This window comes from Burkholderia sp. AU6039 (genome assembly GCF_002223365.1).
In the GTDB taxonomy this organism is placed as follows: domain Bacteria; phylum Pseudomonadota; class Gammaproteobacteria; order Burkholderiales; family Burkholderiaceae; genus Burkholderia.
The window spans coordinates 91,144-113,806 of record NZ_NKFK01000007.1 but is presented as its reverse complement, the minus strand read 5'-3'; the positions used below and the strand labels follow the sequence as shown (position 1 = coordinate 113,806).

At 65.8% G+C, this 22,663-nt stretch carries 22 protein-coding genes; 13 read left to right on the top strand and 9 right to left on the bottom strand.

What is annotated here, in order from left to right:
• The first annotated feature begins 169 nt into the window (after positions 1-169).
• Positions 170-457, top strand: a complete 288-nt coding sequence (locus tag CFB39_RS32660; RefSeq protein WP_089476512.1) for a hypothetical protein — start codon at positions 170-172, stop codon at positions 455-457.
• A gap of 223 nt (positions 458-680) precedes the next feature.
• On the opposite strand, the gene CFB39_RS32655 is transcribed toward CFB39_RS32660, so the two are convergent.
• Positions 681-1,253: a DUF6396 domain-containing protein gene (locus CFB39_RS32655; protein ID WP_256991499.1), complete on the bottom strand. Its 573-nt coding sequence runs from the start codon at positions 1,251-1,253 to the stop codon at positions 681-683.
• A 310-nt stretch (positions 1,254-1,563) separates the two neighbouring features.
• Here CFB39_RS32655 and CFB39_RS40400 point away from each other — a divergent pair, with 310 nt between their 5' ends.
• Positions 1,564-1,719, top strand: coding sequence for a hypothetical protein (locus CFB39_RS40400; RefSeq protein WP_174970848.1), 156 nt, complete (start codon positions 1,564-1,566; stop codon positions 1,717-1,719).
• A 212-nt stretch (positions 1,720-1,931) separates the two neighbouring features.
• The gene (gene trpS / locus CFB39_RS32650) at positions 1,932-2,945 is read left to right on the top strand and encodes a tryptophan--tRNA ligase (protein ID WP_089476047.1); all 1,014 of its coding nucleotides are present in this window, start codon (positions 1,932-1,934) and stop codon (positions 2,943-2,945) included.
• Positions 2,946-3,065: 120 nt separating this feature from the next.
• On the opposite strand, the gene CFB39_RS32645 is transcribed toward trpS, so the two are convergent.
• Complete coding sequence (locus CFB39_RS32645) at positions 3,066-3,476, bottom strand: VOC family protein (protein ID WP_089476046.1); 411 nt, start codon at positions 3,474-3,476, stop codon at positions 3,066-3,068.
• Positions 3,477-3,607: 131 nt separating this feature from the next.
• Entirely contained in the window at positions 3,608-5,179 is a 1,572-nt protein-coding gene (locus CFB39_RS39795; protein WP_144030347.1) for a hypothetical protein, read from the bottom strand.
• A gap of 498 nt (positions 5,180-5,677) precedes the next feature.
• On the opposite strand from CFB39_RS39795, the gene CFB39_RS32640 reads away from it, so the two are divergent.
• Positions 5,678-6,118 (top strand): nuclear transport factor 2 family protein, encoded by a 441-nt coding sequence (locus CFB39_RS32640; protein WP_179257769.1) that lies wholly within the window; start codon positions 5,678-5,680, stop codon positions 6,116-6,118.
• 24 nt (positions 6,119-6,142) lie between these two features.
• On the opposite strand, the gene CFB39_RS32635 is transcribed toward CFB39_RS32640, so the two are convergent.
• From CFB39_RS32635 to CFB39_RS32615, 4 genes are all read right to left on the bottom strand, one after another.
• Positions 6,143-6,529 (bottom strand): VOC family protein, encoded by a 387-nt coding sequence (locus CFB39_RS32635; protein WP_089476044.1) that lies wholly within the window; start codon positions 6,527-6,529, stop codon positions 6,143-6,145.
• A 210-nt stretch (positions 6,530-6,739) separates the two neighbouring features.
• Positions 6,740-7,660, bottom strand: a complete 921-nt coding sequence (locus CFB39_RS32625) for a bestrophin family protein (RefSeq protein WP_089476043.1) — start codon at positions 7,658-7,660, stop codon at positions 6,740-6,742.
• 175 nt (positions 7,661-7,835) lie between these two features.
• The gene (gene cydB, locus CFB39_RS32620; protein ID WP_089476042.1) at positions 7,836-8,843 is read right to left on the bottom strand and encodes a cytochrome d ubiquinol oxidase subunit II; all 1,008 of its coding nucleotides are present in this window, start codon (positions 8,841-8,843) and stop codon (positions 7,836-7,838) included.
• A 3-nt stretch (positions 8,844-8,846) separates the two neighbouring features.
• Positions 8,847-10,247, bottom strand: a complete 1,401-nt coding sequence (locus tag CFB39_RS32615) for a cytochrome ubiquinol oxidase subunit I (protein ID WP_089476041.1) — start codon at positions 10,245-10,247, stop codon at positions 8,847-8,849.
• Positions 10,248-10,675: 428 nt separating this feature from the next.
• Here CFB39_RS32615 and fdhD point away from each other — a divergent pair, with 428 nt between their 5' ends.
• The 5 genes from fdhD (at position 10,676) to moaD (ending at position 15,043) form a co-directional block, all read left to right on the top strand.
• Entirely contained in the window at positions 10,676-11,563 is an 888-nt protein-coding gene (fdhD, locus tag CFB39_RS32610; protein WP_089476040.1) for a formate dehydrogenase accessory sulfurtransferase FdhD, read from the top strand.
• On the top strand, positions 11,563-12,777 hold the full coding sequence (glp, locus tag CFB39_RS32605; RefSeq protein ID WP_089476039.1) for a gephyrin-like molybdotransferase Glp: 1,215 nt from the start codon (positions 11,563-11,565) through the stop codon (positions 12,775-12,777). The genes fdhD and glp overlap by 1 nt, the downstream gene beginning before the upstream one ends.
• A gap of 211 nt (positions 12,778-12,988) precedes the next feature.
• A complete protein-coding gene (gene moaA / locus CFB39_RS32595) occupies positions 12,989-14,113 on the top strand; it encodes a GTP 3',8-cyclase MoaA (RefSeq protein ID WP_089476038.1) in 1,125 nt (374 codons plus the stop codon).
• Between the two features lie 46 nt (positions 14,114-14,159).
• The gene (locus tag CFB39_RS32590) at positions 14,160-14,729 is read left to right on the top strand and encodes a molybdenum cofactor biosynthesis protein MoaE (RefSeq protein ID WP_089476037.1); all 570 of its coding nucleotides are present in this window, start codon (positions 14,160-14,162) and stop codon (positions 14,727-14,729) included.
• 56 nt (positions 14,730-14,785) lie between these two features.
• On the top strand, positions 14,786-15,043 hold the full coding sequence (moaD, locus tag CFB39_RS32585; protein ID WP_089476036.1) for a molybdopterin converting factor subunit 1: 258 nt from the start codon (positions 14,786-14,788) through the stop codon (positions 15,041-15,043).
• A gap of 74 nt (positions 15,044-15,117) precedes the next feature.
• Here moaD and CFB39_RS32580 read toward each other — a convergent pair whose 3' ends face one another.
• A complete protein-coding gene (locus CFB39_RS32580; RefSeq protein ID WP_089476035.1) occupies positions 15,118-16,035 on the bottom strand; it encodes a LysR family transcriptional regulator in 918 nt (305 codons plus the stop codon).
• Positions 16,036-16,190: 155 nt separating this feature from the next.
• Here CFB39_RS32580 and CFB39_RS32575 point away from each other — a divergent pair, with 155 nt between their 5' ends.
• From CFB39_RS32575 to CFB39_RS32565, 3 genes are all read left to right on the top strand, one after another.
• Positions 16,191-17,132, top strand: a complete 942-nt coding sequence (locus tag CFB39_RS32575; protein WP_089476034.1) for a hydroxymethylglutaryl-CoA lyase — start codon at positions 16,191-16,193, stop codon at positions 17,130-17,132.
• A 7-nt stretch (positions 17,133-17,139) separates the two neighbouring features.
• Positions 17,140-18,291, top strand: a complete 1,152-nt coding sequence (locus CFB39_RS32570) for a CaiB/BaiF CoA-transferase family protein (protein WP_089476033.1) — start codon at positions 17,140-17,142, stop codon at positions 18,289-18,291.
• Positions 18,292-18,457: 166 nt separating this feature from the next.
• A complete protein-coding gene (locus CFB39_RS32565) occupies positions 18,458-19,897 on the top strand; it encodes an MFS transporter (RefSeq protein ID WP_089460086.1) in 1,440 nt (479 codons plus the stop codon).
• A 53-nt stretch (positions 19,898-19,950) separates the two neighbouring features.
• Here the strand turns inward: CFB39_RS32565 and CFB39_RS32560 are convergent, their stop codons facing one another.
• Positions 19,951-21,375, bottom strand: coding sequence for a PLP-dependent aminotransferase family protein (locus tag CFB39_RS32560; RefSeq protein ID WP_089429568.1), 1,425 nt, complete (start codon positions 21,373-21,375; stop codon positions 19,951-19,953).
• Between the two features lie 606 nt (positions 21,376-21,981).
• Here CFB39_RS32560 and CFB39_RS41290 point away from each other — a divergent pair.
• Complete coding sequence (locus tag CFB39_RS41290) at positions 21,982-22,542, top strand: helix-turn-helix domain-containing protein (RefSeq protein WP_089476032.1); 561 nt, start codon at positions 21,982-21,984, stop codon at positions 22,540-22,542.
• Positions 22,543-22,663: the final 121 nt, after the last annotated feature.

Below are 22,663 nucleotides of genomic sequence, written 5' to 3'. Positions count from 1 at the left end.
GGATCAGGGATACCTCCGGACGGAGACATCATGCGTTCCGACGCCGGGTCGGCACTCGCTGCGAGGTGACGCGGCGGCAGGTCGACGTGGCGAGCGAGGCATCTGCCGCGCCATACGGGAACGAATCATGCGCGCGAGTCGTGGTCGGCATTCAATGGAGGACGGCTCGATGAAACCCCTGACAATTGCAACGCGTCGCATTCTGGCGACCCTCGTGGCAGGCGGGGCACTCGCCGCGACCAGCACGGCCTTCGCGCAAGGCTACGGTGCACCGCAACCGAGGTATGAAGAGCGAGAGCCCGCCCCGGGGGCCGGTGTATCGGTCGAGATCGGCGTGCACGGCGACCGCTACTGGGACGGCCATCGCTACTGGGAACGCGACGAGTGGAGGCATCGTCATCCGCGCGATCGTGATCCGTGGCGCGAGCATGAACATGAGCACGAGCATCGTGAATAGTGACGACCGCCGCGTGGAGTACGCGCGACTTCCGTGTGACGCGGGTTAAAACCCGGATTCCGATGCCAAAGCGCTCCGTTCAATGAGCGCAAACCGCGTCATCACACTTTTCCAGATCAGCTTGAACGCGGCCTCGTCTGACAAGAGATGGCCGCGTCTCTTTTTGAAAATGCGCAGTGGCATGACTGCCTGATCAACTGCATCCCCGGGACCTTCCACGCCGTCACATCGAAAGTAGGCGTGTACTCGCTGCCGGCGTCACCGCCTTCGCCGCGTCGATCAACGTCTCCTTGTTGCCGTCCCACTTGGGCAGTTTGGCGGGCGGCAGAGGCACCACCTTGTCCAGGTTCGGCAGACGCAGGTCGGGGTCGCGTTCCAGGCGATCGGCAAGGACACCGTAGCGCTCGGCGCGGGCTTCATCCTTGACATGGCCAACCAGCGCGTCCCCCTTGCCAAACGACGCACTCAACCATCCCGCACTCTCGGCGCTACCGAATTTCACGCCCGCATGCAACGTCTTGAGCGCACGTTCGTTGTTCTCGCCCAACTCGGCTCGATCGCCCGCGATCGTCGTTCCCAACACATACGCCGCACGCCCGTTGCCCTGCGCGACCGCACATTCAAGCATCTGGAGTGCGATCTTGCGGTTGCCCCAGAACCCCGCCTTGGGGTCGTCGTAGAGCGCGTCCATCTTGCCACCCAGATACGCCATCGCACTCGGACTGCCCATATTGGCGGCCAATTGCCAGAATGCATAGGCGCGGCTGGCATCCTGTTTTATGCCCATCCCGTCCATGTCGCACCGCAAGCGTTGTGAACCGCCGCGAGTCGGAGGTGCCGCCTCCGGCCGCACGCCTCCCGACAATTCTTGACTATGCACACATCGCCAAACTGGTAGGATGCCGGTCGCCTCGGCATGGAAAGCGAGCACAGGATACCCGATCGATCCCTTTTAATGGACCTCGACCCGCCATCCGTGCCGTCCACCCTAGGCAACGCGGTGCCCCACAGCCCCCGTTGAACCCCGCAACACCCCGGCATCGCCCCGCGCGACCCGTTGCAGCAACCGTTGGAGCGGCGCCTTTCGCGCCGGCAAGTCTGAAAGCATGAAGAACTCGAAGCAGCCCCCCCGCCCCCCGCAGCACAAAGACCGCACGCCGCTGGCGCGCGCCGGCGCGCTGCTGCTGATGGCCGGCCTGCTGTACCTGCTGTGGCCGTCGGCCGAAACCGCGTACCTCGCGATGGAGTCGGTGATCCGCTGACGCGCCCGGCCATCCGTCCCCGCACTACGCTATACTCACGCAATGGAAACCCGACCCGCCTCGCCGAACGTGCATTGCTGGTGGCGCGCCTGACCCAGGCGGCCCGTTTCCTTTTGCATGTCCCAAACGTGATGCCGCCAGCGATGGCGGCATTTGCGTTTCTGCGCAGACACCATGGCTGGCGGCTTCGATAACCTGGAGCCACGACCAACATGACCCACCCCGCCCGACCGACCATCCTCACCGGCGACCGCACGACCGGCCCGCTGCACCTCGGCCACTACATCGGCTCGCTGCGCGCGCGCGTGCAGATGCAGCACGAAGCGAAGCAGTTCCTGCTGCTCGCCGACACGCAGGCGCTGACCGACAACATGGGCCGCCGCCAGCGCGTCACCGAGAACGTGATCGAAGTCGCGCTCGACTATCTCGCGGTCGGCATCGATCCGGCGATCTCGACGATCGTCGTGCAGTCGCAAGTGCCCGAGCTCGCCGAGCTGACGCAATACCTGCTGAACCTCGTCACGGTCGCGCGCCTCGAACGCAATCCGACCATCAAGGAAGAGATCCGCCTGCGCGGTTTCGAGCGCGACATCCCGGCCGGCTTCCTGACCTACCCGGTGAGCCAGGCGGCCGACATCACCGCGTTCAAGGCGACACACGTGCCGGTCGGCGACGACCAGTTGCCGATGATCGAGCAGACCAACGAACTCGTGCGCCGCTTCAACGCGACCGTCGAGCAGCCGGTGCTGGTCGAATGCGAGGCCGTGCTGTCGGCGGTCACGCGGCTGCCGGGGATCGACGGCAAGGCGAAGATGAGCAAGTCGCTCGGCAACGCGATCACGCTCGGCTCGACGCCGGACGAGATCACGCAGGCCGTGAAGGACATGTACACGGACCCGAACCACCTGCGCGTGAGCGATCCCGGCCAGGTCGAGGGCAACGTCGTGTTCACGTTCCTCGATGCGTTCGAACCTGACGTGCAGAAGGTCGACGAGCTGAAGGCGCACTACCGTCGCGGCGGGCTCGGCGACAGCGTCGTCAAGCGCGTGCTGAACGAGCGGCTGCAGGCGTTGATCGAGCCGATCCGCGCGCGCCGTCGCGAATTCGAGGCCGACAAGGCCGAAGTGATGGCGATCCTGAAGCGCGGCACGATGCACGCACGGGACGTGGCCGGCACGACGCTCGCCGAGGTGAAGGGCGCGATGGGGTTGAACTACTTCGATTGAGCAACGCAGGCGGCGAGCATGCGAGTGCGCTCCGCGCGCCGCCTGACGGAATCCGGCCGGCGCGCGGCGTTCACCGCCGAGTCACACGCGCAAGCAAGCGTTGACGCAACCGCAACCTCATCACGATGCGCTCGCCGGCACGGACGCATGACACACCGCCTCGACCCGATTGCCGGCCGGGTCGACGAGAAACGCGCCGTAGTAGTCGCCGTGGTAACGCGGCCGCAAGCCGGGTTCACCGTCGGACTGCCCGCCCGTCGCCAGGCCGGCCTCGAAAAACGCATCCACCTGCTCGCGGCTCGCGGCCTTGAAACACCAGTGCCGCTTGCTCGCGCCGATTTCAGCGGGATCCAGATAGACCGCCAGAAACGTCGATGCGGTGTCGTTCGCATTGCAGCGTTCGCCGTAGCCGAGCGCGGTCGGCCGGTCATAGACCTTGGCTGCGCCCAGCGCGGCCATGATGGCATCGTAGAACGGGCGTGCCCGTTCGATATCCGGCACGCTGATTGATACGTGATCAAGCAGTTGCATCGCATCTCCTCCGTCGAAGGGCACACGAGTCTACCTGACCGCCGCCCCCAAGCGACAGCGGAAGAAGAATCCGCTGACGCTTTGCTTCCCGAAACGTGCTTCGCCGACCAGCCCCCTGTTTCAACAGCCTGCTAGTCTGCAGCATATTCAACCGACCACTTTGAATCTGTATAGCTGAGAATACTGCCGGCTGCCGTTATGCAAAATCTTGGCATGCCGGTCGTGTCCGGCAACATGCGCCGGCAGCCATGTGGCGCCTCCGTCAGCGTTTTCCACGAACCGCCCTGACGATCAAATTCCCTCAATTCCAGATCCGAGCTAAATGCTCCCATATTCCAACGCACCGCCCTCCCGTCACTGAGATTGTCAAAACGAATATCCGAGAAAACGTAAGGCGGAGTATTGTATTTCACCCATGATTCCCCATTGTCGCTTGACAAGTACAATTTGGAAAATGCTCCTTGAGCATGATATGCCGTCAGCACTCCGGATGCAGATGAAGCGTGAAAGCCAGTCATATCGGTGGGCGGGGTAACCGGGGCCCACGCCTTTGTGGACAAATTCATTCTTAGCAGTTGAGACGGGGTGCCAACATAGTAGAAATCATCAGTTGACTCGACCTGCCCGGGAAACACATTAATTGCCTTGAATCCCTTTTCTCCGCCAATTTGTTTTATCTTGACCAGATCCCGCAGGTTATTCGACCCAGATTGATAGACCTCGATATTATTGACCTCCTTCCAGACGGCGCCATTTACCACACCTCGCGCCACCGCTACGAACCATTGGTTGGCTTTTCTATCGATATCCACGATTCTGGCATCCCCCCCCATGGCGGCAAGAGTTTTCCAGGACACCCCCCCATCTTCTGTGACACGAATAACACCGTTGTCGAATCCGGCCACAAGTGCCTTGCCATCTGCCTTGACGGCAGTTACTTCGTGTAGGGATCCTGTATCCAGGGCTCTCCAGCCCCCCTGAGGGCCTCTGACCCGGATTTGCCCCATATCCGCGCCGTAGTACAGGTTGCCAGACGCGTCATGTTCAAATTTCCGAGTCAATGGTGGAGCTGCAGTTTTCCATAACAGGAGAAAATCATTTACCGTCTTCGCATCGGCAAGTTGCTTGCTTATGGCCGGCATGTTGACGTGCCGCTCATAATCCATCAACAAATCGGCCAGCAAACCAAGCCCTGTAAGGGGATACAGGGTTTCAATGGATGCGGGCGCTTTCTGAACCTCCCACTCGATCGGATCTTTCGACACCAAAACCGATTGGTATTCATTTTGAATGGATTTCAAATTTTCATCAAATTCCCTGTGCTTGACCGGGAGCACTACAAATCTATACCCCCCAATCGGCAATTGAATCAGGCCACCGAGATCCGTTATTCGGCCTTGCTGAACTTCTATCTTCGGATAATCATTCAACTTGTAATTTTGCCATTTTGCCAGCCGATATTCTCCAGCCGGAACCCAAAGCCCCGCACCATTTGAATCAAAACCGGGGTGCGGCTGCAGCAAAAAAGTGGAATTTTCTTTCAGAGACTCCAGCTGCACATAATCGATCGCGCTCTCTTTCGGGATGGAAACATATACATACCCGTGCGTTGCTGCAAGCTGACTGGGCGACTGACTAACGGGCGCATTGGCGCAGCCGAATAAAAAAGCCAAAGATAATATAAAGGGATGAATTTTTTTCATTTGACTACCCTCCGAATCAGAGGAAATTATAATCGTAACCCCACCCCACTTTCATCGATCTGACAGTTTTTTTCAAAGATGTCGATCCGTACGTTGAAGGGTATTCCCGCAGATCGGGTAGCCGCCGAGCTTGATTAGTGCACGGCGAATGTCCGCGCGATGCTCAAAGCGAATACAGCGGCGGCCAAAGTGATGCAGTCAGGTATGGATGCGCTCGGCGAACCGGTGCTATCGAAACATGCAGGCGGCCCGGGTTCTTGCCGAACCGCAGCCTGGACGAAGGCAGCAACGGCTGCATCCAAGTCCGCAATTCGTCGCCAATGATCGGTTGGCCCGTCGCCTGAGCCTTGATAGTTGCGATGCATGCGGTTAGCTGCTCACCGCGAAAGTTGGCGGCCCCATTGGGACTCTTTGAAACCGCCTCTTAGTCCACTCCGCCGATGTCACCCCCGCCCGCCCCCGCTATCGTTTCCCCGTCATCCACCTACCCACGACACCATGACACCCCAGGAAACGATCGACCGGATGGAGATCCAGGATCTGCTGACCCGCTATTGCCACGCCGTCGACCGCCACGACTGGCACGAATTCGAACGCCTCTTCGCGGCCAATGCGACGCTCGATTACTCGGCCTTCGGCGGCCCGGCTGGCAGCCGTGCGGAGATTGCTGCCTATCTGGAACAGGTGACGTCGGCGATGCGCGGCACGCAGCACACGATCTCGACGTCGCTGCTGACCGTCGACGGCGACGCGGCGACCGCGCGAACGGCCGGCCAGGCGATGATGATCACGATCGATGACGCCGGCGACGAGCGCGTGTGCTTCGTCGGGCTCTGGTATCGCGACCTGCTGGTGCGTACCGAATGCGGGTGGCGCATCCACCGCCGCACGCAGGAGCGCAGCTGGATGCACGATGCGCCGGCGGTCGCGGTGCGCTGAGCGCCCCGCGCGCGGCGCATGGCGTCACTTCATCTGCATAAGCTGAATCAGGTTCCCGCACGTATCGTCGACGACCGCGACGCGCACCGGCCCCGCGTCCATCGGCTCCAACGTGAAGCGCACACCGAGATCCGTGAGTCGCGCGAACTCCGCATCGAGATCGTCGACCTGGAACGATGCCGCCGGAATGCCGTCCTCGTACAGCGCCTGCTTGTAAGGGCCGACCGCGCGATGGTTGCTCGGCTCGAGCAGCAGCTCGGTGCCGTCCGGCTGGTCCTTCGACACTACCGTCAGCCAGCGGGTCTCGCCCACCGGCACGTTGTTCTTCAGCTTGAACCCGAGCTTGTCGGTATAGAACGCCAACGCCGTGTCCTGGTCGTCGACAAAGATACTCGTCACGTAGATTCGCATTTCAATCGCTCCTGTCGCGGCAGCCACCGCCCTGCCACTATTCTTCGTCGAAATCGATGACAAACGCATCACCGTCGTCGATCAGCTTGCGCAGGTAGCCGTCGAAGTCGTCGGCGATCGCCGCATCGCGGTCGGGATCGTGCAGGAAACGCACGACCCTGCCGCCCGACGCCGGCTCGAAATCGACACAGCGCCGCGACGTGCCGCCGCCTACGTGATCTGGTACGTCGACGCCGGCACGAATTCCTCCGGCAGCGGGCGGTCGCCCAGTTCGAGCACCGACCGCTCGATCGTGCGCGTCATCGCATCGAGTGCCAGCGCGTTCGGCGCGAGGCCGAACGGCTCGGCCACCTCGCTCGCGATCGCTTCGAGCGCGATCAGCGTGTACGAGATGAACACGCAGATCAGCGGCGTGAAGAACTCCGTCGAATCGACGAGGCCGAACGGCAGCAGCACGCAATACGCATACACGGTGCGATGCAGCAGCACGCTGTACGAGAACGGAATCGGCGTCGACAGGATGCGTTCGCAACCACCGACCGATTTGCCGACCTCGTCGAGCTGCGTCTCGAACATCCAGCAGGTCGCGTCGCTACCGGGCGCACGGCCCAACGCACGGACGATGCCGCCGCGCAGCTCGTCGAGGATCGCGACGGGCTTGAAGCATTTGCCGCCCAGCTCGGCCGTGCGTTCCGCACCGAGAATGCGCTGCAGGTCCGCGGTCGGATCGGTATGACGAAGCTGATGCTTGAGCGCATAGGTGAGCGCGATCAGCAGGTCGGCGAGCCGGTTGCGCTCGGCGTCGCTCACGCTGTCGGGCAGGTAGCGATTGAACTGCGACGTCAGCGTACGCGCCGCGATCAGCAGGTTGCCCCACAGATGCCGCGCCTCCTTGAAACGCTCGAAGCTCGCGCTGTTGCGAAAGCCGAGAAAGATCGCGAGCGCGAGCCCGAACAGCGTGAACGGCGCGGTGTTGAGGGGGATCTTCTCGCCGAAGATGCGCCCGTTCGTGAAGACCGCCAGCGTGCTGACGACCGCCATGAACACGAGCTGCGGAATGATCGATTGCAGCACGGAGCCGTTCCAGACGAACAGCATCCTGAGCCAGTTTTGTTGTGGTCGGACGATCATGGTGTTTTCTCGACTGCAGGGAATGCATCAAACGGCGCGCCGGCGCCCGATGCGCAACGGCCCGCGCGTGGCGGGCCGCTGTCGGGTGAAGGCCGGGGCGGGCAACGCGCTGCGCGTGATGATACGCCCGCGCCCGCCATGCCCGTCACATCATGCGGCGTTCAGTGATGGCCGCTCAGTGATAGCCGATATCGCCCTCGCGCACCTTGCCGCGGAACACGCGGTACTGCATCGCGTTGTACACGAGGATGATCGGCAGCACGATCACGGTGCCGACGAGCGCGAACAGCTGGCTCGAGTGGCTCGACGACGCGTCCCAGATCGACAGCGACGGCGGCACGATGTTCGGCCAGATGCTGATCACGAGCCCCGTGTAGCCGAGGAACACGAGCGCGAGCGTCAGCAGGAACGGCGTGGCCTCGTGCTCGCGCTTCACCGTGTGGAAGATGCCCCACACGCAGGCGACGACGAGCACCGGCACCGGCAGGAACCAGCCGAGGTTGCCGCTGCCGAACCAGCGATGCGCGACGGCCGGCAGCCCGATCACGGTCCACAGGCTGACCACGCCCATCACGACGAGCAGCACGCCCGCGAGCGGCTTCATCAGCAACCGCATCTTGCGCTGCAGTTCGCCGTCGACCTTCAGGATCAGCCAGCCGCAGCCGAGCGTCGCATACGTGACGAGCACGCCGATCCCGCACAGCAGGCTGAACGGCGACAGCCAGTCGAACGGCCCGCCCGCGAACTGGTTGTTCTCGATCTTGATGCCCTGCAGCAGCGAACCGAGCACGATCCCCTGGCAGAACGCGGCCAGCGCCGAGCCGCCGATGAACGCGAGATCCCACATGTGTTGCGTGCGCGTGGCCTTCGCGCGCAGCTCGAACGCCGCCCCGCGGAAGATCAGCCCGACCAGCATCAGCACCAGCGGCAGGTAGTTCGCCGGCAGCAGCGTCGAATACACGACCGGGAACGCGCCGTAGAGCCCCGCGCCACCGAGCACCAGGAACGTCTCGTTGCCGTCCCACACCGGTGCGACGGTGTCGAGCATCACCTGGCGCTCGGCCTTCGCGTCGAAGAACGGAAACAGCAGGCCGATGCCGAGATCGAAGCCGTCCAGCATCACGTAGATGAACACGCCGAGGCCGATGATCGCGGCCCAAATGACAGGAAGATCGATGTGCATGGCTTACTCCGCTTCGGTGACGTTCAGCGGCGTGGACAGCGCGCTCTTGCGCAGCCCCGGATGCCGGTGCAGCTCGATATACCCGGCCTGGGCAGCCGGCCCGCGCTTCATCAGTTTCATCATGTAATAGATACCCGTTCCGAACACCAGGAAATACACGACCACGAAGATCAGCAGCGACACGCCGACCTGCTGCGCGCTGAGCGGCGCGACCGAATCGACGGTGCGCAGCACGCCGTACACGGTCCAGGGCTGCCGCCCGACCTCGGTGGTGATCCAGCCGGCCAGCAACGCGAGGATGCCCGACGGCCCCATCGCCACCACGAACCACTGGAACCAGCGCGTTTCATACAGGCGCCCGCCCTTTCTCAGCAGCAGCCCGAGCAGCGCGGTGAGCAGCATCAGCATCCCGAGGCCCGCCATGATCCGGAACGTCCAGAACACGATCGGCGAATACGGGCGGTCCTGCGGCGGGAATTCCTTCAGCCCGCGAATCTCGCCGTCCCAGCTGTGCGTGAGGATCAGGCTGCCGAGGTGCGGCACCTGGATCGCATAGCGCGTGGTTTCGGCCTGCATGTCGGGCAACCCGAAGAGGTTCAGCGCGGTGCCGCCCTTCTCGGTTTCCCACAGCCCCTCGATCGCCGCGATCTTCGCCGGCTGGTATTCGCGGGTGTTCAGCCCGTGCGCATCGCCGACGACGATCTGGATCGGCGCGAGCACCAGCAGCATCCACAGCGCCATCGAGAAGCTGCGCTTCACCGGCTCGTCGCGGCGCCCCTTGAGCAGGTGCCACGCGCCGCACGCGGCGACGATGAAGCCCGCGACGATGAACGCCGCGATCGTCATGTGCACGAGACGGTACGGGAACGACGGGTTGAAGACGATCTTGAACCAGTCGACCGGCACGACGAGGCCGTTCTCGATCTTGTAGCCCTGCGGCGTCTGCATGAAGCTGTTCGACGCGAGGATCCAGAACGTCGAGATCAGCGTGCCGACCGCGACCATCAGCGTCGCGAAGAAGTGTGCGCGGGGGCTCACGCGCTGCCAGCCGAACAGCATCACGCCGAGGAAGCCGGCTTCGAGGAAGAACGCCGTCAGCACTTCATACGTGAGGAGCGGGCCCGTGATGTTGCCGGCGACGCGCGAGAAGCCGGCCCAGTTGGTGCCGAACTCGTACGCCATCACGACGCCGGAGACCACGCCCATCCCGAAGCCGATCGCGAAGATCTTCGACCAGAACTGGAACATGGATTTGTAGGCGGCATCGCCGGTGACGAGGTAGCGCCATTCCAGCACTGCCAGGAAGCTCGCCATACCGATGCTGATCGCGGGAAACACGATGTGGAACGACACCGTGAACGCGAATTGCAAGCGGGCGAGATGGAACGCATCGAAGATTTCCATGACCGTAATTTGCTCGTGGTTGTGAGGACGTACGCTCGAAGCAGGAAATCGCGCGACGGCTTGGCGACAACACATGCGAACACAAACGGTCACTCGCATGGCATCGAAGCGTGAATGACGATATCGCGTTTGCAACGATACTCGCAATCGTTCGAACGTGCGTTGAAACTGTGCTGCTTACGCCGCCGAAGATGTGTGCACGGAAAACACATTTCGTGCCTGCGGGATGGTCAGCTGTACTGCTTTCGGCGCTGCAGCGCTGTATATCCGGCGTGCCTGTCATCCCCCTTAACATCCCATGAAACGCCTGCCGGAAGCGACGGCGCGCCCCTTCGGCCGCGCCCGCCCGGCAGCCTCCCGATTCCCCTGGTCCGGCGTACCCGCCCGACCCGGCCGGCCCGCCGGCCGATCCGCCTGGAGAAAACCGCATGGAGTCCTGCATCCGCCGCGACGCGCCGACCGGCAGCACCGCGTGTCAGGTGACGCGTCACCGTGCCGGCGAAGCGCGCGACACCGTCGACAGCGTCGTCGAGGAAACGCCGGTTGCACTCGTGTTCAACGACATTGCACATACGGTCATGATGGCGACCCCGATCGACCTCGACGTGTTCGGCCTCGGCTTCGCACTGAGCGAAGGTATCGTCGAGCGCGCATCGGACGTGTTCGACATCGAAAGCGAATGCTGGGCCGGCAGCGCCGAAGTGCGGTTGACCGTGTCGCAGCAGGCATTCATGGCGATGAAGGCGCACCGGCGCGCGCTGGCCGGCCGCACCGGCTGCGGCGTCTGCGGGATCGAAAGCATCGCGCAGCTCGACCTGCACCCGCCGCGCATCGCCGCCGCCGGCACGGCCGCCGGTATCGGCGCGGCAGCGATCGAACGGGCCGCGCGCGCGTTGCCGGCCCACCAGACGCTGATGCGCGAGACGGGCGGCATCCATGCGGCCGCGTGGTGCAACCGCGACGGCGACGTGCTCGACGTGTTCGAGGACGTCGGCCGCCACAACGCGCTCGACAAGCTGATCGGCCGGCTCGCGCGGCGCCGCGCGAACCTGCACGACGGCTTCGTGTTCCTGTCCAGCCGCGCAAGCTACGAGCTGGTGCGCAAGGCCGCGCGGGTCGGCATCCCGATGATCGCGACGATCTCGGCGCCGACCTCGCTCGCGATCGACGTCGCCCGCGAAGCCGGCGTCAGGCTGGTCGGCTTCTGCCGCAACGACGGCTTCGTCGAGTACGTGTCGCCCGACGTCGCTCGGCCCTCTCAACCCGATCAACCCTCTCAACCCGCGCTCGCTCAAGCGCATCCGGCGCTTTCCTGATGAAACTCCTGACCGATTTCGACACCGCGCAGCAGCATTTCGCGAGTGCGTTCGCGCCGCTCGGCGCCACCACGTCCGTCCCGATCGCGGAAGCCGCCGGCCACGTGCTGGCCGCGCCGCTCGTCGCCGTACTCGACCAGCCGCCGGCCGACCAGAGTGCGATGGACGGCTACGCCGTGCGTTACACGGATCTCGCGCACGGCGAGCCGTTGCACGTCGCGCAACGCTGCTACGCAGGCGACACGCCGGCGCCGCTGGCCCCGCGCACGGCCGCACGCATCTTCACCGGCAGCGTGATTCCGCCCGGCGCGGACACCGTCGTGATGCAGGAACACGCACGCGAGCGGGACGGCTGGGTCGCGTTCGACGCGCCGCAGCGCAGCGGCTCGCACATCCGCCGCCAGGGCGAGGAAGTGCGCGCCGGCGACCGGCTCGTGCCGGCCGGCGTGCGCATGGGCCCGATGCACGTCGGCGTGGCCGCCGCGCAGGGGTTCGCGCGCGTCGACGTGCGCCCGGCGCTGCGCGTCGGCATCCTGACGACCGGCGACGAGCTCGTCGCGTGCGGGCAGCCGCGTGCGCCGCAACAGATATACAACAGCAATGCGCCGATGCTCGCCGCGCTCGTTTCGGGAACCGGTGCCGAAGTCGCGATGCGCCTGCATGCGGCCGACACCGCGGCCGCCGTCGATCGTGCGCTGCGCGATCTGCACGCGGGTTGCGACCTGGTGATCTGCGTCGGTGGCGCATCGGTCGGCGACAAGGATCTGCTGCGCCCCGCGCTGGACACGCTCGGCGCGTCGTTCATCGTCGCCGGCGTGCGCATGAAGCCGGGCAAGCCGGTTGCGCTCGCCCGGCTCGACACGCGGCCGGTGGTATTGCTGCCCGGCAATCCGGGGGCCGCGATGACCGCGTTCGCGCTGTTCGTCGCGCCGCTGATCCGCCGCCTGCAGGGGCGCAGCGCACGCATGCCGATCGTGCCGTCGCTGCCGATCGACGCCGACTTCGAACCGGATCCGCAGCGCGAACGCTTCGAGCGCGTGCACTGCACCGTCGGCCTCGACGGCACGCCCGCGCTCGACACGTTGCGCCAGCAAGGCGCCGGCACGCTGCAATCGCTCGTGCAGGCGAGCGGGCTGGCGCGGCTGCCGGCCGGGCAGCGCATCGTGTGCGGCGACGCGGTACCGTATTACGAATTCGCGCACTGGCTCGCATGAGCGTGACGCCGCTCACCCGCCCGATTCACGGCCTTCACCGCCGCGCCGGCCACGCCGGCCGGCCGGCGAACTGTATCCCTGCAATTCGGGCGCGATTGTGTCCCTGCCGCGAAAACCCCGCGGACTATCCTCACGATGAGGCTCGTCACGCGCCGTGCGCCTGCCCATCCGCACACGCACGGCCGACCGGCGACGCCCCACCGCTTACTTCTTGCAGGCCGACGAACCGATCGTGAATGCCATCGTTTCCGCCGCGCCGGCCGCTGCCGCACTTTCCGGCGGCGCATCGCCCGGCGCTTTCCCCCGCACGACCGACACGCTCGGCCGCCCGCTGCGCGACCTGCGCCTGTCCGTGATCGATCAATGCAATTTCCGCTGCGGCTACTGCATGCCGCGCGAAAGCTTCGGCGCCGACTATGCGTTCATGCCGTCGTCCGAGCGGCTGTCGTTCGCGCAACTCGAAAAGATCGCCCGTGCGTTCACGTCGCTCGGCGTCGAAAAGATCCGCATCACGGGCGGCGAGCCGCTGCTGCGCCGCAACCTCGAAGCGTTGATCGAACGTCTCGCCGCGCTGACGACCGTCGACGGCAAGCCCGTCGAGATCGCGCTGACGACCAACGGCTCGCTGCTGGCCGCGAAGGCGCGCATGCTGCGCGACGCGGGCCTGTCGCGCGTGACGGTCAGCCTCGATGCGCTCGACGACGCGGTGTTCCGCCGGATGAGCGACACCGACGTGCCCGTGTCGCGCGTGCTGGCCGGCATCGAGGCCGCGCAGGCGGCCGGGCTCGCGCCGGTCAAGGTCAACGCGGTGATCGAGCGCGGCGCGAACGACGACCAGATCCTGCCGCTCGTGCGGCACTTCCGGCATTCCGGCGTGGCCGTGCGCTTCATCGAATACATGGACGTCGGCGGCGCGAGCTTCTGGTCCGGCGACAAGGTCGTGCCGGCCGCGCGGATGCGCGAGCTGATCGACGAACACTATCCGCTCGTGCTCGTCGGCGAACCGGCGCACGACGCGACCGCGATCCGTTGCGCGCACATCGACGGCGCGGGCGAGGTCGGCTTCATCGCGAGCGTGTCGCATCCGTTCTGCGGCACCTGCTCGCGCGCCCGCGTGTCGGCCGACGGGCAGCTCTACACGTGCCTGTTCGCGACGCAAGGCACCGACCTGCGGCCGTGGCTCGACGACGCAGCGTCGAGCGCCGACCTCGCCGCCGCCGTGCGCGAGCGCTGGACGCACCGCGACGACCGCTATTCCGAGCGCCGGGCCGCACGGCCTGCCCGCGCGCCGGGCAAGACCTATCCGACCGTGCGCATGTCGCTGGTCGGCGGCTGAGGGGCCGCCGCGCGCCCCAGGCCGCACCGCCTACAGGAGAATCGTCATGACGAGCTTCACCGAATCCCGTGCCGGGCTGCCGGACGATCCGTTGCACGCGGGCAGCTCCGCGCCCGACAACGCGACCGACCCGCATCCCGAACCGCCACCGTCGATTGCCGCGGGCTTCGAAGTGCGCGTCCAGTACGCGTCGATCGATGCCGGCGCCGAGCTCGCGCCGATCGTTCGCAATCCGAATGTCGGCGCGGTCGTGAATTTCCTCGGCGTCGTGCGCAACGAAGGCGACGTCGATGACGTGATCGCGCTCGAGGTCGAGCACTATCCGACGATGACCGAACAGGCGCTATGGAGCATCGTCGAGGAAGCCAGCGCGCGCTGGCAGCTCGAAACGATCAGGATCGTGCATCGCGTCGGGCGCATTCCGCTCGGCCAGGCGGTCGTGCTGGTCGTGGTGGCCGCCGCGCATCGCGGCGCCGCGTTCGACGCGTGCGAATTCCTGATGGACTTCCTGAAGACCCATGCGCCGTTCTGGAAGAAGGAGATCCGCCACGACGGCGTATCCGGCTGGGTCGAGGCGAAAGCGCACGACGACCAGGCGATGCGGCGCTGGGGTTGAGCGTATGCGCTGCGCGTGTTCCGATTCCGCCGAGTGATTCCTTTCAAGACATCGCGATGAAACTGACGATCAAATACTTTGCAAGCATTCGCGAGCAACTCGATCTCGACGAGGAAACCGTCGAGATCGATGCGCGCGAACTCACCGTCGACGCGCTGCGCGACACGCTGGCCGCACGCGACGCGCGCAGCGCGGAAGCGCTGCGGATGGACCGGCCCGTGCGGGCCGCCGTGAATCTCGAGATGGTGACGGGGGGATTCGTCGTGCGGGAGGATAGCGAGGTGGCGTTTTTCCCGCCGGTGACGGGCGGCTGAGGTCACGACGAGCCGGAAGGAACCCGGCGCGACATCGATTGCCCGTTGCAGGTCACACGCATCGACGCTGCGTATCAGCCGCTCGCGGCCGGCATCGCGGCCCGGCTCGACAGATAGTCGACCATCCGTTGCGCGGCCGGTTGCAGCGCGTCGAAGCTCCTGAAACAAACGACGAACCGGCGCTTCGCCCACGCGTCGACGAGCGGGATCACCTTGATGCCGAACACCGGCCGATACGTGTCGGCCACTTCCATCGGCACGACACTGATCCCGAGCCCGGCCGCTACGACGCGAAACGCGGCATCGAAACCCGACACGATCACGCGATACGACACGGTCGTGCCGGCATCGGCAGCCGCGCGCTGCAGCAGCGTGTGAACGGCGGTCGTCGGCAGCAGGCCGACATGCTCGTAGCCCAGCGTCTGCTCGAAGCGCAGCGACGGCTCGTTCGCGAGCGGATGATCGCGATGCACGGCCAGCGCCAGCCGGTCCTGCCGATACGGCCGATGCTGCAAACCTTGAAGATCGACGTTGTCCCAGCACACGCCCACGCTCGCCGCGCCCTCACGTAACTGCCGCACGAGTTCGGACGACAGCCGCTCTTCCACGTCGACCCGGATGTTCTCGTTAGCCGGTTCGCGCATGAACGACGAGATGTCGTCGAGCAGTGCTTCCGCGATCGCCGATGCCGACGCGCAGATGCTCACACGCCCCTTCAGCCCGCCGCCGAACGCGGCGACATCGCTCGCGATGCGCTCCATCGTGAAGAGCACGCTGCGCGCGTGCTCGAGCAGCGCATTGCCCGCGGCCGTCGGCTCGACGCCGCGCCGCGATCGCGTGAGCAGCGGCACGCCCAGGTCGCTTTCGAGTTGCGCGATGCGCTTGCTGATCGCCGACGGCTCGATATGAACCGCCTCCGCCGCCCGCGCCATGTTGCGGTGATCGCACACGGCCACCAGCAGCCGCAGCGTTTTCAGGTCGATGTCACGCATCCGCCGTCTCCAGGCAATCAGGCAATCAGGCAATCAGGCATTCCATTTCGGAAACATGGCGGTTCCGAAATACCGCTTTAATGTCCATCAGGAATGTCTAAAGTTAGCACGACGCCGGTGCATCGACACGGGTGAAATCAACGGAGACAAGCGACATGCGGTCGTTCCCCCAGCATGCAGTCATACGCGAAGTCGGCTTGCGCGACGGGCTGCAAAGCATCCCGCGCATTCTTCCGACGAAACGGAAGATCGAGTGGATCGGCGACGCGTATGCGGCCGGCCAGCGCGAAATCGAGGTCGGATCGTTCGTGCCGGCGCGCCTGCTCCCGCAACTGGCCGATACGGCCGAGCTCGTGGCGTACGCGAAGACGCTGCCCGGCCTGCGCGTGTCGGTGCTGGTGCCGAACCTCAAGGGCGCGGAACACGCGCTCGACGCGGGCGCCGACCTGATGCTGGTGCCGCTCTCGGCGAGCCGCGCCCACAGCATCGCGAACCTGCGCAAGACGCCCGACGAAGTCGTCGCCGAGGTGGCGCGCATCCGCGCCGCGCGCGACGCGGCCGGCTCGAAGACGCAGATCGAAGGCGGCATCGGCACCGCGTTCGGCTGCACGATCCAGGGCCGCGTCGCGCAGTCGGAGGTGCTGCGTTACCTGCATGCGCTGCTCGATGCCGGCGCCGACCGCGTGAGCATCGCCGATACGGTCGGCTACGCGGGGCCGGCCGCCGTCGGCGAACTGTTCGGCAAGGCGCGCGCCGCCGCCGGCGAGCGCTTCTGGTGCGGCCATTTTCACGACACCCGCGGCCTCGCGCTCGCGAATGTGTACGCGGCGCTCGAAACGGGCGTCGCCCGCTTCGACGCGACGCTCGCCGGCATCGGCGGCTGTCCGCATGCGCCCGGCGCGAGCGGCAACGCGTCGAGCGAAGACCTCGCGTTCATGCTTGCCGACATGGGAATCGAGACCGGCATCGACATTGCCGCGCTGCTGACGCTGCGCGCGAAGGTCGCGCGCTGGCTGGACGGCGAAACGCTGCACGGCGCGCTGTGGCGCGCGGGCCTGCCGGCCACCCACGCCGCCGCGGCCACCCTCACCGCCTGAACCCATCATGAACCACGACACCCGACTTCCACTCGACGGCATTCGCGTCATCGAATTCACGCACATGGTCATGGGACCGACGTGCGGGATGATCCTCGCCGATCTCGGCGCCGAAGTGATCAAGATCGAGCCGCCCGGCGGCGACAAGACGCGCAACCTGCCCGGCCTCGGCATCGGCTTCTTCCGTTCGTTCAACCGCAACAAGAAGAGCGTCGTGCTCGACCTCCATACGCCCGAGGGCAAGCAGGCCGCGGTCGAACTGATCGGCACCTGCGACGTGATGCTCGAGAATTTCCGCCCCGGCCTGATGGCGACGCTCGGCCTCGACTACGACACGCTGTCGGCCCGCTACCCGGCGCTCGTCTACGTGACGCACAAGGGCTTCCTGCCCGGCCCGTACGACCGGCGTCTCGCGCTCGACGAAGTCGTGCAGATGATGGGCGGGTTGTCCTACATGACGGGACCGGTCGGCCGGCCGCTGCGCGCCGGCACGTCGGTCAACGACATCATGGGCGGCATGTTCGGTGCGATCGGCGTGCTCGCCGCGCTGCGCGAACGCGAACGCACCGGCCGCGGGCAGGAAGTACAGAGCGCGCTGTTCGAGAACTGCGTGTTCCTGTGCGCGCAGCACATGCAGCAATACGCGATGACGCATGAACCGCCGCCGCCGATGCCGGCGCGCGTGTCGGCGTGGAGCGTCTACGACGTGTTCACGCTCGCGGACGGCGAACAGCTGTTCATCGGCGCGGTCAGCGACCGGCAGTTCGTCACGCTGTGCGACGTGCTCGCGTGCCCCGGGCTCGCCGCCGAACCGGAGTTCGCCACCAACGCGCAGCGGGTCGCCGTGCGGCCGCGGTTGCTCGAACGGCTCGGCGCGATCCTGAAGGACCATCGCGCCGCCGAGCTGTCGCCGAAACTCGAAGCGGCCGGCATTCCGTATGCGCCGATCGTCCGTCCCGAACAACTGCTCGACGATCCGCACCTGAAAGCGAGCGGCGGACTGGTGCCGATGCAGACCGACGACGGCCACACGACCGATGTCGTGCTGCTGCCGATCACGATGGGCGGACGACGGCCCGGCGTGCGCCAGGCGCTCGCGCGCGTCGGCGAGCACACGCAGGAAGTGCTGGCACGGCTGACACGCCGCGCGGTCGCATGAGCGGCAGCCGCCGAAGGCCCGGCAGCAGGTTGCGGGCGTCGATCCAGGCGCGGTCGCGCGCCGCCATGAATCCGGCACCCCGTGCACGCCGCGTGCGTCTATAACCGTTATCAAGGCAGGCAGCTCGAAGAAGCATGCCGCCGGTCAGAAGATCTGGAGACAACCCATGCATCAGACCGTCACCGCGGGCGGCGCCCCGCTCGATACGCCGCAGGTACGCGCCGGCATCCGCGCCGGCGCGGACATCTCCGCGCGCATGGACCGGCTGCCGATCACCCGGCACCAGTGGATGCTCGTGCTGCTGATCTCCCTCGGCGGCTTCTTCGAAGTCTACGACCTGATCTTCACCGGCTACATCGCACCGGGCATGGCCAAAAGCGGCCTGTTGCAGACCACCACGCAGGCATTCTTCGGCTTCACCGGCATCGCCGCCTTCATCGCGGCGACCTTCGCGGGGCTGTTCGCCGGCACGTTCGGCTTCGGCTGGATGCCGGACCGCTACGGGCGCCGCGCCGTCTTCACGTACTCGCTGCTGTGGTACTCGATCGGCTCGGCCATCATGGCGTTCCAGACGACGCCCGAAGGCGTGCTGTTGTGGCGTTTCATCACCGGCATCGGCGTCGGGCTGGAGATCGTCACGATCGACACCTACGTGACCGAACTCGTCCCGCAGCAGATGCGCGGCCGCGCGATCGCGTTCAACCAGGTGGTGATGTTCGCCGCCGCGCCGGTCGCCGCGATCCTGTCGTGGTGGCTCGTGCCCGCGACGGTGTTCGGGCTCGACGGCTGGCGCATCGTGGTGCTGGCCGGCTCGGCCGGCGCCGTGATCGTCTGGTTCATCCGCCGTGCGGTGCCCGAAAGCCCGCGGTGGCTGGCCGCGCACGGCGATGCCGAACGAAGCGAGCGGATCGTGAGCCGGATGGAAGCGATCGCCGAGCGCGAGTCGGGCATGCCGCTGCCGCCGCCCGCGCCGACAAGCGAAGCGCCTGAAGTGCACCGCGCGGCGTTCGCGGCATTGTGGCGTGCGCCTTATCGCACCCGTCTGCTGATGCTCGTCGTGTTCAACTTCTGCCAGGCCATCGGCTACTACGGATTCGCGAACTGGGTGCCGACACTGTTGATCGGCCAGGGCATCACCGTCACGAAGAGCCTGCTGTACGCGTTCGTCATCGCGTTCGCGCTGCCGGCCGGGCCGTTGCTCGCGATGCGCTTTGCGGACCGGATCCAGCGCAAGCACCTGATCGTCGGCGGCGCGCTCGCCGTGATCGTCTGCGGGCTCGCGTTCGCGCAGGTCAGGACCGTCGTGCCGCTCATCGTATTCGGCGTGCTGATCAGCCTCGCCGGGCAGACGATCTCCGTCGCCTATCACGCGTACCAGTGCGAGCTGTTCCCGACCGAGGTGCGCTCCCGCGCGAGCGGCATCGCGTATTCGGCCAGCCGCGCCGGCGCGATGATGTCGGGCTTCATCATCGCTGCGCTGCTGAAGGATTTCGGCGTGCCCGGCGTGTTCACCGGGATCACCGTGTTCATGCTCGTCGTGGTCGTCGTCATCGGCGCGTTCGGCCCGAGGACCAATGGCGTGCGGCTCGAGGAGCTCAATCGCTGACGCCTGGCGCCGTCCGGGTTACGCCGGACGGCGCCAGGCAAGAACGCCCCCTTCTACCGCATGCACGCCGCCGCCAGCTTGCCGACCGTGATCACCGCCTGCTCGATCTCCGGCGACCACGGGCTGCTGTAGTTCAACCGGATGAAGTTCCGGTAGCTGTCCGTGATCGAGAACATGTAGCCGGGCCCGATCGTGATCCCCTGCTCCAGCGCGAGCTGGTAAAGCCGCATCGCATCGATCTGCGCGGGCAGCTCGACCCACAGCACGTACCCGCCCGCCGGGCTCGAGATGCGCGTGCCCTCCGGAAAGAACCGCGACACCATCGCGCGCATCAGGTTCGCCTGCTGCGCATACGCCTTGCGCAGGCGCCGCAGGTGATGCTCGTAGCCGTCGCGTTCGAGAAACTCGGCAATCGCGAGCTGCGGCAGCGACGGCGTCGCAAGCGTGTTCAGGAATTTCAGCTTCTCGACCTGGTCACGATAGCGGCCCGGCAGCGCCCAGCCGATCCGGTATGCAGCCGTCAGGCTCTTCGAGAACGACGAGCAGTGCAGCACGATCCCGCTGCGGTCATACGACTTCAGCGAACTCGGATGCGCATCGCCGAAATACAGCTCGTTGTACACGCCGTTCTCGATCAGGGGCATCCCGGTCTTCGTCGCGAACTCGACCAGCTCGCGCTTGCGCTCGTCCGGCATCTGGAAGCCGAGCGGGTTCTGGAAGTTCGGCATCACCATGCATGCGGCGATCGGCTGCGACTTCGCGATCGCGGCCAGCGCCGCGATGTCGATCCCGTATTCCGGATGCGTCGCGACCTCGATCGCCTTCATCCCCATCCGCTCGATCGCGTGCAGCATCGCGTAGAACGTCGGCGACTCCACCGCGATCGTGTCGCCCGGTTTCGCGACCGCCTGCAGGCACAGGTTGATCGCCTCCGTCGCCCCGACCGTCACGATGATCTCGTTCGGGTCCACCGACATCCCGTTTTCCAGGTAGCGGCGCGCGATCTGCCGGATCAGCCGCGGATGGCCGGGCGGCAAACCGTCCGTCACGCCCCACAGCGACTTGTCGCGGCCGGCCGCATACGCGTAGCGGTTCAGCTTCTCGAACGGAAACAGGCTCGGGTCCGGATACGGCGAGCCAAGCGGCACCGCGTCGTCGGTGCCGATCGAGCGCAGCGTCGACAGCACCAGCCGGCTCACGTCGACCGACGACGAGATCGCGATCGGCTTCGACGGCCGCAGCTCGCGCACCGGTGCATGGCTGTCGTCGCGCCGCAGGTTCACGAAATAGCCCGACTGCGGCCGGCTTTCGAGCAGCCCGCGGCTTTCCAGCAACAGATACGCATGCAGCACGGTCGTGATGCTGATCCGGTGCTGCTGGCTCGCCTGCCGCACCGACGGAATCCGGTCGCCGTGCCGGTACACGCCCTGGCGGATCAGGCGCTCGATGTCGTCCGCGAGTTTTTCATAGAGTTTCATCGCGTGCCTCCCGCCAGCTCGCGCAGCCGTGCTGCCCTGCCATTTGCGTCCGACACGCCCGTGTTTCGCCCGCCGGCCGGGCCGTCGTGATTCCTGATCTTTCCCTCCGGTTTTGCCTTTTCCATCGCACTGGCTCTCTCTTGAAGATGCGCCGACAGGGTTCCGGTACGACTGGATCTGTGGCACTGTGCACTTGATGGTGGAATCTTAAGAGCAGAACAGTTGGCGACGAGTACACACATCGATCGCGCGAACAAGAGTACAGTTCGGCGCGCATCGCTCACGGCAGGAAAACTGTACGTCTTAAGAATGGGCCGCGAGGGCGGTGAATCGCGCGCAGCGACGCCGGACGGTGAGCGGGGCTTTCGGGGAAGGCACGACAACGAACCGCGAATGCACGCTGCGGTCGCGGGTGGCCGGTACACGTTGCCGGCCATTCGTAAGTAAAAACTGTTCGATCTAACAGTTTCTCTCTCGACATCGTCATGAATGAGCCAAAACTCGTCGATCGCACGGTTTTCGCTTGAATTCTTCCATCGAGACGCAATACTGTTTGACCTCACAGTTTTTATCCTGCGGCGCCGGCAACGGTAGCGGGGCCTAACCATGCGATACACGATCGAACAGGCATCCGACATCGGCGGCGTGATCCGCGCCGCGCGGAAAGTACAGCAACTGCGCCAGGACGACGCGGCCGGCAGCGTCGGCGTCAGCGAGTCGTTCATGGTCAAGGCCGAGCGCGGCGCGGACACCATCCAGTGGGGCAAGGTGTTCCAGATCCTGCAGGGGCTCGGCGTGCAGGTCGTCGTCGACATCCCCGACGCGAGCAACGAACTGCTCGAGCGCCAGTCGGCCCGCGCGAGCCATCGGGCCGATGTCCGCGCGCGGCGCGCGGCCGAGCGCCTGCTGTTGCGCACGGAGGCAACCACGGACACCACCCCGCCGCCCCCTGCGCGCGTGCTCGCGGCCGCGCGGCTCGTGCTGTCGCCCGGCGAGGCAGCCGGTGCGGGAGCCGACGGCACGCGCCGCCCTCGCCCCAGGACGACCGCTGCCGGCAGCGAAGCCGCCGCGCGCGCGGCCGAGATCGCGCGCCGCGTGCTGACAGCCGCCGGCGAAGCCGTGCCTGAGCGCCCGCGCGCCACTGGCGAGGAGGCGCCGCATGACTGAGCGCACTCTCATCGCCGCAATCGACGGCCAGCCGATCGGAACGCTGCGCGATGGTCGAGCGGCTGCGCCCGCGCTGACGCCAGACACTACCCAAGCCGATCCGATGCCGCCACGCGAGGGC

What these genes read in the sequence shown, in the direction of transcription:
- CFB39_RS32660 (WP_089476512.1), top strand. Translation starts at nt 170, where the DNA reads ATGAAACCCCTGACAATTGCAACGCGTCGCATTCTGGCGACCCTCGTG.
- CFB39_RS32655 (WP_256991499.1), bottom strand. Translation starts at nt 1,253, where the DNA reads ATGGACGGGATGGGCATAAAACAGGATGCCAGCCGCGCCTATGCATTC.
- CFB39_RS40400 (WP_174970848.1), top strand. Translation starts at nt 1,564, where the DNA reads ATGAAGAACTCGAAGCAGCCCCCCCGCCCCCCGCAGCACAAAGACCGC.
- trpS (WP_089476047.1), top strand. Translation starts at nt 1,932, where the DNA reads ATGACCCACCCCGCCCGACCGACCATCCTCACCGGCGACCGCACGACC.
- CFB39_RS32645 (WP_089476046.1), bottom strand. Translation starts at nt 3,476, where the DNA reads ATGCAACTGCTTGATCACGTATCAATCAGCGTGCCGGATATCGAACGG.
- CFB39_RS39795 (WP_144030347.1), bottom strand. Translation starts at nt 5,179, where the DNA reads ATGAAAAAAATTCATCCCTTTATATTATCTTTGGCTTTTTTATTCGGC.
- CFB39_RS32640 (WP_179257769.1), top strand. Translation starts at nt 5,678, where the DNA reads ATGACACCCCAGGAAACGATCGACCGGATGGAGATCCAGGATCTGCTG.
- CFB39_RS32635 (WP_089476044.1), bottom strand. Translation starts at nt 6,529, where the DNA reads ATGCGAATCTACGTGACGAGTATCTTTGTCGACGACCAGGACACGGCG.
- CFB39_RS32625 (WP_089476043.1), bottom strand. Translation starts at nt 7,660, where the DNA reads ATGATCGTCCGACCACAACAAAACTGGCTCAGGATGCTGTTCGTCTGG.
- cydB (WP_089476042.1), bottom strand. Translation starts at nt 8,843, where the DNA reads ATGCACATCGATCTTCCTGTCATTTGGGCCGCGATCATCGGCCTCGGC.
- CFB39_RS32615 (WP_089476041.1), bottom strand. Translation starts at nt 10,247, where the DNA reads ATGGAAATCTTCGATGCGTTCCATCTCGCCCGCTTGCAATTCGCGTTC.
- fdhD (WP_089476040.1), top strand. Translation starts at nt 10,676, where the DNA reads ATGGAGTCCTGCATCCGCCGCGACGCGCCGACCGGCAGCACCGCGTGT.
- glp (WP_089476039.1), top strand. Translation starts at nt 11,563, where the DNA reads ATGAAACTCCTGACCGATTTCGACACCGCGCAGCAGCATTTCGCGAGT.
- CFB39_RS32590 (WP_089476037.1), top strand. Translation starts at nt 14,160, where the DNA reads ATGACGAGCTTCACCGAATCCCGTGCCGGGCTGCCGGACGATCCGTTG.
- moaD (WP_089476036.1), top strand. Translation starts at nt 14,786, where the DNA reads ATGAAACTGACGATCAAATACTTTGCAAGCATTCGCGAGCAACTCGAT.
- CFB39_RS32580 (WP_089476035.1), bottom strand. Translation starts at nt 16,035, where the DNA reads ATGCGTGACATCGACCTGAAAACGCTGCGGCTGCTGGTGGCCGTGTGC.
- CFB39_RS32575 (WP_089476034.1), top strand. Translation starts at nt 16,191, where the DNA reads ATGCGGTCGTTCCCCCAGCATGCAGTCATACGCGAAGTCGGCTTGCGC.
- CFB39_RS32570 (WP_089476033.1), top strand. Translation starts at nt 17,140, where the DNA reads ATGAACCACGACACCCGACTTCCACTCGACGGCATTCGCGTCATCGAA.
- CFB39_RS32565 (WP_089460086.1), top strand. Translation starts at nt 18,458, where the DNA reads ATGCATCAGACCGTCACCGCGGGCGGCGCCCCGCTCGATACGCCGCAG.
- CFB39_RS32560 (WP_089429568.1), bottom strand. Translation starts at nt 21,375, where the DNA reads ATGAAACTCTATGAAAAACTCGCGGACGACATCGAGCGCCTGATCCGC.
- CFB39_RS41290 (WP_089476032.1), top strand. Translation starts at nt 21,982, where the DNA reads ATGCGATACACGATCGAACAGGCATCCGACATCGGCGGCGTGATCCGC.